The organism is Flavobacterium palustre (assembly GCF_014639535.1).
In the GTDB taxonomy this organism is placed as follows: domain Bacteria; phylum Bacteroidota; class Bacteroidia; order Flavobacteriales; family Flavobacteriaceae; genus Flavobacterium; species Flavobacterium palustre.
The window spans coordinates 201,870-214,103 of record NZ_BMGA01000003.1 but is presented as its reverse complement, the minus strand read 5'-3'; the positions used below and the strand labels follow the sequence as shown (position 1 = coordinate 214,103).

At 35.3% G+C, this 12,234-nt stretch carries 10 protein-coding genes and 3 tRNA genes; 6 read left to right on the top strand and 7 right to left on the bottom strand.

All coding sequences use genetic code 11. The features are described 5' to 3' along the window. Positions 1–73: 73 nt before the first annotated feature. From IEV84_RS07895 to IEV84_RS07875, 5 genes are all read right to left on the bottom strand, one after another. Positions 74–976, bottom strand: a complete 903-nt coding sequence (locus IEV84_RS07895; protein ID WP_188493747.1) for an N-acetylmuramoyl-L-alanine amidase — start codon at positions 974–976, stop codon at positions 74–76. A 30-nt stretch (positions 977–1,006) separates the two neighbouring features. After that, the gene (locus IEV84_RS07890) at positions 1,007–1,486 is read right to left on the bottom strand and encodes a hypothetical protein (RefSeq protein ID WP_188493746.1); all 480 of its coding nucleotides are present in this window, start codon (positions 1,484–1,486) and stop codon (positions 1,007–1,009) included. Between the two features lie 30 nt (positions 1,487–1,516). After that, positions 1,517–2,830 (bottom strand): 30S ribosomal protein S12 methylthiotransferase RimO, encoded by a 1,314-nt coding sequence (gene rimO / locus IEV84_RS07885; RefSeq protein WP_188493745.1) that lies wholly within the window; start codon positions 2,828–2,830, stop codon positions 1,517–1,519. A 211-nt stretch (positions 2,831–3,041) separates the two neighbouring features. Further along, entirely contained in the window at positions 3,042–4,580 is a 1,539-nt protein-coding gene (locus tag IEV84_RS07880) for an OmpP1/FadL family transporter (protein ID WP_188493744.1), read from the bottom strand. Between the two features lie 23 nt (positions 4,581–4,603). Further along, positions 4,604–5,605, bottom strand: a complete 1,002-nt coding sequence (locus IEV84_RS07875) for a hypothetical protein (RefSeq protein ID WP_188493743.1) — start codon at positions 5,603–5,605, stop codon at positions 4,604–4,606. 101 nt (positions 5,606–5,706) lie between these two features. Here IEV84_RS07875 and proS point away from each other — a divergent pair, with 101 nt between their 5' ends. From proS to rpsT, 5 genes are all read left to right on the top strand, one after another. Further along, on the top strand, positions 5,707–7,185 hold the full coding sequence (gene proS, locus IEV84_RS07870) for a proline--tRNA ligase (protein ID WP_188493742.1): 1,479 nt from the start codon (positions 5,707–5,709) through the stop codon (positions 7,183–7,185). 96 nt (positions 7,186–7,281) lie between these two features. Further along, positions 7,282–7,353, top strand: a tRNA-Glu gene (locus IEV84_RS07865). A 42-nt stretch (positions 7,354–7,395) separates the two neighbouring features. Further along, positions 7,396–7,467: transfer RNA gene (locus IEV84_RS07860), tRNA-Glu, on the top strand. A gap of 50 nt (positions 7,468–7,517) precedes the next feature. Beyond that, a tRNA-Glu gene (locus IEV84_RS07855) sits at positions 7,518–7,589 on the top strand. Between the two features lie 163 nt (positions 7,590–7,752). Next, positions 7,753–8,004 (top strand): 30S ribosomal protein S20, encoded by a 252-nt coding sequence (gene rpsT, locus IEV84_RS07850; protein WP_188493741.1) that lies wholly within the window; start codon positions 7,753–7,755, stop codon positions 8,002–8,004. 73 nt (positions 8,005–8,077) lie between these two features. On the opposite strand, the gene IEV84_RS07845 is transcribed toward rpsT, so the two are convergent. Together IEV84_RS07845 and IEV84_RS07840 are read right to left on the bottom strand one after the other, a co-directional pair. Then, positions 8,078–8,482, bottom strand: coding sequence for a response regulator (locus IEV84_RS07845; protein ID WP_188493740.1), 405 nt, complete (start codon positions 8,480–8,482; stop codon positions 8,078–8,080). A gap of 3 nt (positions 8,483–8,485) precedes the next feature. Beyond that, positions 8,486–10,198, bottom strand: a complete 1,713-nt coding sequence (locus IEV84_RS07840) for a sensor histidine kinase (protein WP_188493739.1) — start codon at positions 10,196–10,198, stop codon at positions 8,486–8,488. A 166-nt stretch (positions 10,199–10,364) separates the two neighbouring features. Between IEV84_RS07840 and typA the strand changes: the two genes are divergently transcribed. Then, positions 10,365–12,161 (top strand): translational GTPase TypA, encoded by a 1,797-nt coding sequence (gene typA, locus IEV84_RS07835; RefSeq protein ID WP_188493738.1) that lies wholly within the window; start codon positions 10,365–10,367, stop codon positions 12,159–12,161. The last annotated feature ends 73 nt before the right edge of the window (positions 12,162–12,234 follow it).

Sequence of the window (12,234 nt, the reverse complement as noted above, 5' to 3'; positions counted from 1 at the left end):
GGACATTTCTATAACAAAAAAGTTCTTTGAGTATTTACCTCAAAGAACTTTTTTTGTTGTGATAAAGTTTCTTTTATTGTTTTAAATAAATAGAATAAATAGTATTGATGGTGTTTTGATCTAAAATTGCATTAGCTTCTTCAGGCATATAATGCAGTTTGAAAGCTGTAATGGCTGCGCTTAAATTTTTGGTGTTATAGCCAATAATTTGCAGTGCTAACTCGGCATTAAAATCAAAAGGAGCTAAGGGAAGTTCGTCGTCTTTCCATACTCCAAAACCATTTTCTGCTAAGGTTTTCCATGGAAATAAGCTGCTTGGATCTCTTTTTCGACTTGGAGCAATATCCGAATGACCAATGATATTTTGAGCCGGAATATTATAATCTCTTTTTAGTTTGCTCAAAAGAGCCATCAGGCTGGTGATTTGAGGTTCGGAAAAAGGTTCGCTACCATTGTTGTCTAATTCAATTCCTATGGAGCAGGAATTAATATCGGTATTTTTTCCCCAAGAACTTACTCCTGCATGCCAGGCGCGTAAATAATCGTTTAGCATGTGTACTACATGTCCGTTGTCGGCAATTACATAATGAGCACTTACCTGAGTGCTTGTTTTTGTAAAGGTTTTGATTGTTTGCTGAAGCGAATCCTGAGCGGTGTGATGAATAATAATAAAGTTGGGTTTTCGAAGATTGAAGTTTACAGTGCTAATCCATTCAGTGTAAATGTTATCGTTTAATTGTGTTGGGCCAACTTTAAAAATACTATCTTTAAAAGTGTACAATTGTTTGCTGTAAACGCTGTCGATAGTTATAATTGTTTTGTTAACAATAGGTAGGGGTTCGGGCTCTTTGGCAGAAATTTGATCTTTGAAAGATTTTAGTTTTGTATCGTATTCTTTCTCGCTTTTTTTATAAGGATTAGTCGAGCATGACGCAATGATTAATGCAGAAATTAAATAGCTAAGATGTTTGTTCATTTTGAATCTATTTTTATTAAAAAAGGAAAACTATTCGTCTTCCTTTTTTGATTTTTTCTTTTTCTCTTTTTTGTTATTTCCGCCTTCTTCTTTTAGAGCTTTGTATTTTTGTCTTTGCTCTTCGCTTAGGTATTCGTTAACTTTTCTTTCGTTAATTTCAAAAAGAGCTTTTATTTCGTTAGACTTTTCCTGTTGACTCAGTTTTTCATCTTTCATTATTGCTGTTTGCGATTTTATAATGTCGGTATAAACATTACCGATAGCAATAGTTTGTAATTCGTCAAGATTTAATTGCGGTTTTAGTTTTTCCATTATTTTAGCAACAGTCACTTCAACCGGAATTTCTTTTGGTTTCATATCGGTTTGGTTCATTTGGCTCATACTGTTTCTGCCCATTCCGTAACCGCCATAGCCGTTACCGTATCCGTTTCCGTAACCATATTGTGCAAAAACGGTATTAAAGCTTATAGTTATAAACGCTAATACAAAGAAAAATTGTGTCTTGTTCATAGTTGTTTTTTTATAAAGCTAAAATTATTATTATGCAGGCTCGCCATAAAGGTCGAATTCTGTTGCATCTGTAATTTTAATCATTGCAAAGTCGCCTGTTTTTAAATAGTACTTTGAAGCATCAATCAGTACTTCGTTATCAACATCCGGACTATCAAATTCGGTACGGCCTACAAAATGACCACCTTCTTTTCTGTCGATAATACATTTGAATGTTTGTCCGATTTTTTCCTGATTCAGATCCCATGAAATTTGCGATTGCAATTCCATGATTTCATTGGCGCGATCTTGCTTGATTTCGTCCGGAACATCATCTTCTAATAGATACGCATGGGTATTTTCTTCGTGAGAATAAGCAAAACATCCCATTCGGTCAAATTTCATTTCCTGAACAAAATTCTTCAAAATTTCGAAATCTTCCTGGGTTTCTCCCGGATAACCAACTATTAATGTTGTACGAATAGCCATTCCCGGAACTGCTGCTCTGAAATCTTTTAACAGTTGAGTTGTTTTGGCCTGTGTTGTTCCGCGACGCATCGATTTTAAAATAGAATCTGAAATGTGTTGCAAAGGAATGTCGATATAGTTGCAAATTTTAGGTTCGCGTTTCATTAATTCCAAAACATCCATAGGGAAACCGGTAGGGAAGGCATAATGCAAACGAATCCATTCGATTCCTTCTACTTTAGCCAAAGCTTCCAATAATTCAGCAAGGTTACGTTTTTTATAAATATCAAGACCGTAGTAAGTTAAGTCCTGAGCGATTAAAATTAATTCTTTTACGCCGTCACGAGCTAAACCTTCGGCTTCTTTTACTAATTTTTCGATAGGTTGCGAAACGTGAGCGCCTCGCATGAGCGGGATAGCACAAAAACTACAAGGTCTGTCACAGCCTTCGGCAATTTTTAAATAAGCATAATTTTTAGGTGTTGTAGTAAGTCTTTCACCTAATAATTCATGTTTGTAATCGGCACCTAAGGCTTTTAATAATTGAGGTAATTCGGTAGTTCCAAAAAACTGGTCTACATTAGGGATTTCTTTTTCTAAATCAGGACGGTATCTCTCGGATAAACAGCCGGTAACAAAAACTTTGTCAACCAAGCCTTTTTCTTTCTTGTCAGCATATTCCAAAATCATATTTACAGATTCTGCTTTGGCATTGTCAATAAATCCGCAGGTATTAATTACGATAATATTTCCTTCTCTGTCAACAGGAGCTTCGTGTTCCACTTCTTTTCCGTTGGCACGAAGTTGACCCATTAATACCTCACTATCGTATATGTTTTTTGAACACCCTAAGGTAATTACGTTTATTTTATTCTTTTTTAAAGACTTGGTTCTCATATTATTGTGTCCCGATTGTTCGGGAGGAGTGCAAAATTACGTTTTTTTATTCAAAGAACATTATTTTGTATCTGTTTTAGTGTGGTTTTCAAAAGTCAATCCGAGCTGTTTTCTGATTATGAGGCTTCGGGACAGGATTACGTTTTTATTACGTCAAAAAAAACGCCTTGTTGTGATAAAAGCAAGACGTAATTAGGGTGTTTTGGGATAATTACAATTCGAATAATAGTGATAAAGAAACGGTGTTGTTGATGGAATTGATTTTTGCACCATCTGTAAAACCCTGGCTAAAGAAACCTTGTTGCGAATTTCTCTTAGCGTAAGCGTAAGAAATGTCAGCTCTTGTTCCGCCGAAATTATAGCCGATACCTGTTGAATAGCTGTTTAGATTACCAACCGTTTTCTTGTCTTTGTATGGACTGTCTTCGTAATGGTATCCTGCTCTAAGGCTTAATCTTTCAATTTTGTATTCGCCACCTATTCTTATTTCAGAAACTCCTTTTAAGGCATTGGAAATGTCAGAATTGATTAATTCGTTTCTGCTGTCTTGTTCAATCGAATATTTGATATTGCCATAGTCTTTATAGCCGTAATCAAAGCTGATTAATCCTTTTTTGTCAAATACATAAGCAAAACTTCCTGTTATTTTTCCCGGAGTTCTTAGTTTGTAGGTTTGGTAAATAACAGTATTGTTAGAGTCTATATTGGTAAAAGTTATAGGAGGGTTATCATTCTCGGTGTAATCCTGAATAGTCGAAACTAAATTTTGTCTTAATTCATCGTTTAATTTATTCCAAGTTGGAGATTGATAAGATAGTCCTAGACGAACCTGTTCATTTAATTTACCAATAAGTCCAAGTTGAAATGAAAATCCGGAGCCATAGGTGTAGATCTCGTTTTCGAAAGAAGTGTCCAGTAAATCTACAATGTTGTCATTTGCATTATCGTTTACTTCGTAAAAGTAAGTGTTTTGTCTGAAATCAGTAAAATGAGAGTTAAGTGTTAGTCCAAGATAAAGTTTGTCTTTATAAGCTGTAGCAGCATTAAAAGATAGTTTTCCGTTGTAACCTTCCGCTGTTATTGTGTTTTCATGATAGTAATTTCCACCGGCAGGTACATTAGAAGTATATTTAGTGTTGTCGTCGTTGTATTCTTCAGGATTGATTAAGTAACCTTCGTAGCCTAAAAACGCTTGTTGGTCGGCGTAGTTTAATTGGTAGTAATCAAAATCAGTTATAGTGCCTAACGGGATACCAGCCTGACCTCTGCTAAGATTTGCATTGGCATAACTTAAAAAATAATCACCCACAGAGTTGTTAAGGTTGGTACCTGCTGAAAATACGGAGTTATTGAAGTTATTTGTTCTTTCGTAGTTTAATGCTAAAGCAATTTTAGTCCAATTATTATTTGGATTATGATTGTTAAATACAAATACGGCACCTGCCTGATTTAAATCGAATGAACTGTCCTTTTCGGAAGTGCGATTCCCGAAATAATTAGATTTGTTGTTAGTATCAGAATTACTTAATGAAAAACCGAGTTGGTTGTTGATAAAAACGGCACTACCGGCAGGGTTTGAATTTAAAGAAGATAAATCGCCACCCAAAGCTCCAAAAGCACCACTCATAGCTCTGTATCGTGCTGTTCCGGTGGTGTTGTCCTGAGCAAACCTCAAACCGCTTGTGATTTCTTGCGCTTGTACAGAGTTAAGAGCTAGTCCGGATAATATTAAAAATAGATATTTTTTCATTGTAATTTTTTTAAAACGATTGATTATCTTCTGCTTCCTCCTGATGATCTTGAGCTACCACCGCCACCGCCACTACTACTGCCGCCGCCTCCATAAGATCGGCCGCTACTCTCGCCGCCGTAAGAGGGGCTGCTGTAGGATCTTGAAGGGGTGTAGCTTTCGCTTCTGGAATAGGTTCTGCTTTGTTGTGAATTATTATTGTTTTGGTATTGAGTTGAACTTCTTCTATTGGTAGTTGTTTGAGGTGTGTTGCTGTTGTAGTTTCTGGAATTTGTAAATGTAGCGTTTCTGTTTGTTCCTATTCTGCTTGTAGAGTAGCTTCTGTTAGTTGAATAGTTTCTATTTGTGCTGTAGCTTCTTCTGTCTGTAGAATAGTTTCTTGAAGAATAGGATGAGTTTGCAGTTGGTGTACCTCTTCTGCTTACAGTGCTTGAATAGTATCTGGTGTTGTTAGGACGATTGTAATAGTAGTAAGTATCCCAACCCCAGTTGTTCCAGCCTAAACCATAGTTCATTCCCCAATTATTCCAGCCAAATCCGTAATTCCATCCCCAGTTATTCCAACCCCAATTGTTCCAGCCGAAACCGTAATTCATGCCCCAGTTGTTCCATCCCCAGTTATTCCATCCCCAGTTATTCCATCCCCAATTGTTCCATCCAAAACCATAATTCATACCCCAGTAGTCAGGGTAAACATTAATTATGGTTCCTGTTTGGTTGTTGCCCCAGCCGGCGTAGCTTGAAGGGAGATTGTTGTCGGATGAATCAAAATCACTGTATTGGTCAATATCGGTAAAAACTTCAGGGGTTTCACTTTCGGTTTGTAGTGAACTGAAATAATCTTTATAATAATTGCCTGAGGCGGAATTTATTTCTGTATTGCTATTGTTTGTAGCGCCATATATACCGTCAGTTTCATAATAGGAACTGTTTTGATAAGAGCCACAAGAAACCATAAAAAGACTGAGTAATCCAATGTAGAGATAATTTTGCGCTTCTTTGGATGAAAAAATATTAGTTTTCATATCTGTTAGGTTTTTTATTGTTGCACATTACAAAAATAGTTAGTTTTGCTGAACTATTTAGTTAAATAAAACAAAACAAAATTTGTGCCAAACTATTCAATATGAGTAAGAACCTTACTACACGATCAGAAGATTATTCAAAATGGTATAATGAGCTGGTTGTAAAGGCTGATTTAGCCGAAAATTCAGGAGTTAGAGGCTGTATGGTTATTAAACCTTACGGTTATGCTATTTGGGAAAAAATGCAGGCAGAGTTAGATAGGATGTTTAAAGAAACAGGACATCAAAATGCTTATTTTCCTTTATTTGTTCCTAAAAGTATGTTTGAAGCCGAGGAAAAAAATGCCGAAGGTTTTGCGAAAGAATGTGCTGTAGTGACGCATTACAGATTAAAAAACGATCCTGATAAACCAGGAAAATTAATTGTGGATCCAAATGCTAAGTTAGAGGAAGAGCTTATAGTTCGTCCTACAAGTGAAGCGATTATTTGGTCAACATATAAAGGCTGGGTACAATCTTACAGAGATTTACCTTTGTTAATTAATCAATGGGCTAATGTGGTTCGATGGGAAATGCGTACGCGTTTGTTTTTAAGAACAGCTGAGTTTTTATGGCAGGAAGGTCATACGGCTCATGCAACGAGAAAAGAAGCTATCGAGGAATCAGAGAAAATGATGAATGTATATGCTGATTTTGTTCAAAATTTCATGGCGATTCCTGTTGTTAAGGGGTTGAAAACAGAAACTGAACGTTTTGCCGGAGCTGAAGAAACTTATTGTATTGAGGCTTTGATGCAGGATGGAAAAGCGCTTCAGGCAGGAACGTCTCATTTTTTGGGGCAAAATTTCGCTGAAGCCTTTGATGTGAAGTTTGCTAATGCCGAAGGAAAGCAGGAATATGTGTGGGGGACTTCCTGGGGGGTTTCTACCCGATTGATGGGGGCCTTGGTAATGACGCATTCGGATGATCAGGGATTGGTGTTACCTCCTAATTTGGCTCCAATACAAGTGGTGATTGTTCCTATATATAAAACAGATGAACAATTAGTGCAAATAACGCAAGAAGTAGAGAAGTTGATTGCTGATTTAAGAAAACTTCGTATTTCGGTTAAATTTGATGATAGAACTACGCAAAAACCAGGATTTAAATTTGCAGAATGGGAATTGAAAGGGGTTCCTGTGCGAATTGCTGTTGGTCCAAAAGATCTTGAAAATGGAACTTATGAGGTAGCAAGAAGAGATACTTTGACTAAAGAAGTAAAATCGAAAGAAGGAATTGCGACTTTTATAAGCGATTTATTAGATCAAATCCAGGCAGATTTATTTAATAAGGCATTAAATTACAGAGAGACTCATATTACTGAAGTAAATAGTTTTGAAGAGTTTAAAGAGGTCTTAGAGAACAAAGGAGGTTTTGTATCAGCACATTGGGATGGAACTGCGGCTACAGAAGAAAAAATAAAAGAGTTGACTAAAGCAACTATCAGATGTATTCCTCTGGATGGAGTAGAAGAGTCGGGAAGCTGTGTGTTTACTGGGAATCCGTCAGGCAGAAGAGTGTATTTTGCAAAGGCGTATTAAAAAAATATATTTTTTTTGTGTTAGCTATTGTGCAATTAAAAAACAGTTGTATCTTTGCAACCGCAATACAGAAATGCACAACGCAATGTAAAGCACGGTCCGTTCGTCTATCGGTTAGGACGCCAGGTTTTCATCCTGGTAAGGGGGGTTCGATTCCCCCACGGACTACGAAAAAATAAAATACAGTTCCGACTCAAATTGAGGAATATTGGTCCGTTCGTCTATCGGTTAGGACGCCAGGTTTTCATCCTGGTAAGGGGGGTTCGATTCCCCCACGGACTACAAGTTAATCTATAGAAGATAGAATGCTTAACTAACTTAGAGGAATAATTGGTCCGTTCGTCTAGGGGTTAGGACGCCAGGTTTTCATCCTGGTAACAGGGGTTCGATTCCCCTACGGACTACAAAATTAGTTGTTAAATAGTTTTATGAAATAAATGTCAAGTGTCTCTGATGTTTGTTTTATTAGTTAAAACCAAAGTGACTGCAATATTTACTGTAGTTGTGGGAGGTTTTTCTTTTTTAGCTAATAGTTAAAATAATTATTACAATTAAAAAAAAGTCAAAATGGCAAATCATAAGTCAGCTTTAAAAAGAATTAGAAGCAACGAGAAAAAAAGAGTATTAAACAGATACCAACATAAAACTACACGTAACGCTATTAAAGCTTTGCGTTTAGCTACTGATAAAGCAGATGCTGCTTCAAAATTATCAGGTGTTATTTCAATGATTGATAAGTTAGCTAAAAAGAATGTTATTCATGATAACAAAGCTTCTAACTTGAAATCTAAATTAACTAAATTTGTTAGTAAATTGTAATCATACGATTTTAAGATATAAAAAAAAGCCTCGAAGAAATTCGAGGTTTTTTTATGGAGTAATTTTTCTTATTTTAGAGTTGTAGTTTGGATTCTAAATAGGTTAGCATATTTGAAGTGATTGGTTTTGAAAGAAAATCGATTACCATTGGGTATTTTTTAGATTTTTCGTGATCCTCGGGGTCTATTGTAGAGGATAAAACCACAATCTTAGTTGAGTTTACTTCGGAGTATTTATCGGTGTTGAAATTATCCAGAAATTCCCATCCGTCCATAACAGGCATATTCAGGTCTAAAAATATTAATTGAGGGAGTTCTTTTGTGGCTCCTTTGTTGATAATTGAGTCGAAGTATTCTAGTGCTTCTTCGCCGTTTTTAGCGGTGATAATGGTATTTGAAAAAGAGGCTTTGCTAATTACCTTTTTACATAACATAAGTGTTATTGGGTCGTCATCGACACATAGAATTAAATCTAACATGTTTTATTTGCTTTTAAATGTTAATGTAAATGTAGTTCCTTTGTTTACTTGGCTCTCTATGTTTATTGTTCCTTTCATTGCTTCAACTTGTGATTTTACAAGGTATAATCCTAATCCTTTACTATCAGGGTAGTCATGGAATCTTTGGTATAATCCAAAAATTTTATCCTTATTTCTTTTCAAATCAATTCCTATACCATTGTCTTTGAAGATGAGTTCTACGGTGTTTCCGTTTTGGTTGGCGATTATGGTGATTTTTAAAGTTCTGTCGGTGGATCTGTATTTTAGAGAGTTTGTTAGCAGGTTCAGCAAAATACTTTCCATATATGCTTTGTTGCTGTTGAGTACACTTACATTTTCAATGTCTAATTTTAGGTATGGTTTGATTATTTCGATTTGATTGGACAGTTGGCTGAAAACATTTTCGAAAACCTCTTTTAGTGAAATGTCTTCTTTTTCAATAGAGGTATTGTCTTTGATTATCATGACTTTTGTTAAGTCTTCGATAGTTTCGTTTAGTAAATGTGTTGATTTGCTAAAACCATTGATGATTTCGTTCAGCTCAGGGTCGTCAATCTCAATGTCTTCAATTAGATTAAGTAATCCGGTTAAGTTAGACATTGGGGCTCTCAGGTTGTGAGAGGTTATGTAAGAAAATTGTTTTAAGTCTTTATTGTTTTGTGTAAGTTCCTTAATCAGTTGTTCTTTTTCTTTTTCCTGATTTTTTTCTTCGGTTACGTCTCTTTGAATAGAAACCCAGTGTGATAATTCGTTTTCGGAATTGTAAATAGGAATCATTGTAAAACGTAGCCAGAATTCGGTTTTATCCTTTTTGTAGCATCTGATTTCCAGTAAACCTTCTTCTTTGTTTTGGATGATTTGAATGATTTTCTTAATGACATTTAGTTCGGTATTGGGTCCTTTTAATATGTCAAGAGAATTGTTGATGATTTCATTCGCTTGGTATCCGGTCATTTGGGTAAATGCAGGATTGGTGTAGATTATTTTAGGTAAAAGCTTTTTGTTGAAAGTAGCTTCGGTAATTACGATGGATTCTTTGGTTTGTAAAATCACTGTTTCCAGTAATTTTAATCTTAGTTCTTCTTCTTTTTGTTTTGTGACATCTTGGAGTGCTCCAATCATTCTAACAGCTTTTCCGTTTTCGTCCTTTAAAAGGAAGCCACGGTCTAATACATATTTATAGGTGTTGTCAGCGCATTTAAAACGGTATTCGTCTTGCCATTTTTCGGTTTTTTGTTCGATAAAAGAATAGAGTTTTATAGACATTTTTATGCTGTCCTCGGGGTGGATATTTCCAAACCACCAACTCGAACTGTCGCCTACCTGATCTTCTTCATATCCAAAAACGGCTTTGATTCCTTTGCTCCAAATCATTTTGTCTTCCTGGATTTTCCAATCCCAAATAGTATCACTGGTTGCTTTAGATACGATGTCATATTTTTGATTCGACTCTTTTATTTCATTATTGGTGTTTTCTAATCGTTCAAAAATTGTTTTGTTTCTGCGTTCGTTTTTAGATAATATGTATCTGAATGCAAATCCGGTTAAAAGGATTAAAATGAAATCTTTAAAAAGGTTGAAAATGAGTTGATCTTCTTGTTTAAAGTATAAAGAGGTAATTTTATAAAGAAAAACCGCCAAAATTGAGGCAATAAGGATGTAAATTGTTGTTATTTGGGTGGTTTTATTTTTCATTAATCAAATATAATTAATAATTGTTAATAGCAAAATATCTGTGAAAACTTATTTTTATTGGAAAATGTTTGAACAATGGTGTTAAATGTAAGTAAATTGTAAAGTGTTTGAGAAATATTTTTTATATCAAAATAAAGTGTACCTTTGCAGCCATTAAAAATCACAGATGGAAGCTATTAGAAACATTGCAATTATTGCCCACGTCGATCACGGTAAAACCACTTTGGTTGATAAAATTATGTATCATTGTCAGTTATTTCGTGACAACGAAAATACTGGAGATTTGATCCTTGATAACAACGACTTAGAGCGAGAGAGAGGGATTACCATTACTTCTAAAAACGTATCTGTTTCTTATAAAGGAACAAAAATTAATATTATTGATACTCCTGGTCACGCCGATTTTGGTGGAGAGGTAGAGCGTGTTTTGAACATGGCTGACGGAGTGTGTCTTTTGGTTGATGCTTTTGAAGGTCCAATGCCACAAACGCGTTTTGTATTACAAAAAGCAATTGATTTAGGATTGAAACCTTGTGTGGTTATCAATAAAGTAGATAAAGAAAACTGTACTCCGGAAGAAGTTCACGAAAAAGTTTTTGACTTAATGTTTGAATTAGGTGCTACTGAAGAACAATTGGATTTCCCTGCTGTTTACGGTTCAGCCAAAAATAACTGGATGTCTGAAGACTGGAAAGTTCAAACAGAAAATATCGAACCACTATTGGATATGGTTATTGCAAATGTACCTGCTCCTAAGGTTTCTGAAGGAACTCCGCAGATGTTGATTACTTCTTTAGATTTCTCTTCTTTTACAGGTCGTATTGCTATCGGTCGTTTAGAAAGAGGTGTTTTAAAAGAAGGTATGCCAATTTCTTTGGTAAAAAGAGATGGTAAAATCATCAAATCAAGAATTAAAGAATTACATACTTTTGAAGGTCTTGGACGTAAAAAAGTAGAAGAAGTTATAGCTGGTGATATCTGTGCGGTTGTAGGTGTTGAAGGTTTTGAAATTGGTGATACAATTGCTGATTTTGAAAACCCGGAAGCTTTACAAACTATCGCTATTGATGAGCCAACAATGAGTATGTTGTTTACAATTAACGATTCGCCTTTCTTTGGTAAAGAAGGTAAATTTGTAACTTCAAGACATATTCGTGAAAGATTAACTAAAGAGTTAGAGAAAAACTTAGCAATGCGTGTTGCTGAAACTGATTCTGCTGATAAATTTATGGTTTTTGGCCGTGGTGTATTACACTTATCGGTACTTATCGAAACCATGAGAAGAGAAGGTTACGAATTACAAATTGGTCAGCCACAAGTTATTATCAAAGAAATTGATGGTGTAAAATGTGAGCCAATTGAGGAATTAACTATCGATTTACCGGAGAATCTTTCAGGTAGAGCTGTAGAATTTGTTTCTATCCGTAAAGGAGAAATGCTTTCTATGGAAGGAAAAGGAGAGCGTATGATTGTGAAATTCAACATTCCATCTCGTGGGATTATTGGATTGAGAAATCAATTGCTTACTGCTACAGCTGGTGAAGCTATTATGTCTCATCGTTTCATTGGATACGAACCATTCAAAGGAGAAATTCCCGGACGTAATAACGGTTCGTTGATTTCTATGGAAAATGGAAAAGCAATTCCTTATTCTATTGATAAATTACAAGATCGTGGTAAATTCTTTGTTGATCCTAACGAAGATATTTACGAAGGACAAGTAATTGGTGAAAACACTCGTAGTGATGATATGACTGTGAATGTAACTAAAACGAAAAAATTGTCTAACGTTCGTTCTTCCGGAGCTGATGATAAAGCAAGAATTATTCCTGCTATCAAATTCTCTTTGGAGGAAGCATTAGAGTATATTCAAAAAGATGAGTATGTTGAGGTTACTCCAAAATCACTTCGTTTAAGAAAAATTTACTTATCTGAAACTGATAGAAAAAGATATAAAATCTAATTAAGGTTTTAAATTCCAATCCCGATAGCTATCGGGATAAAAATCCCAAATTCCAATTGATGGAGTTTGGGAT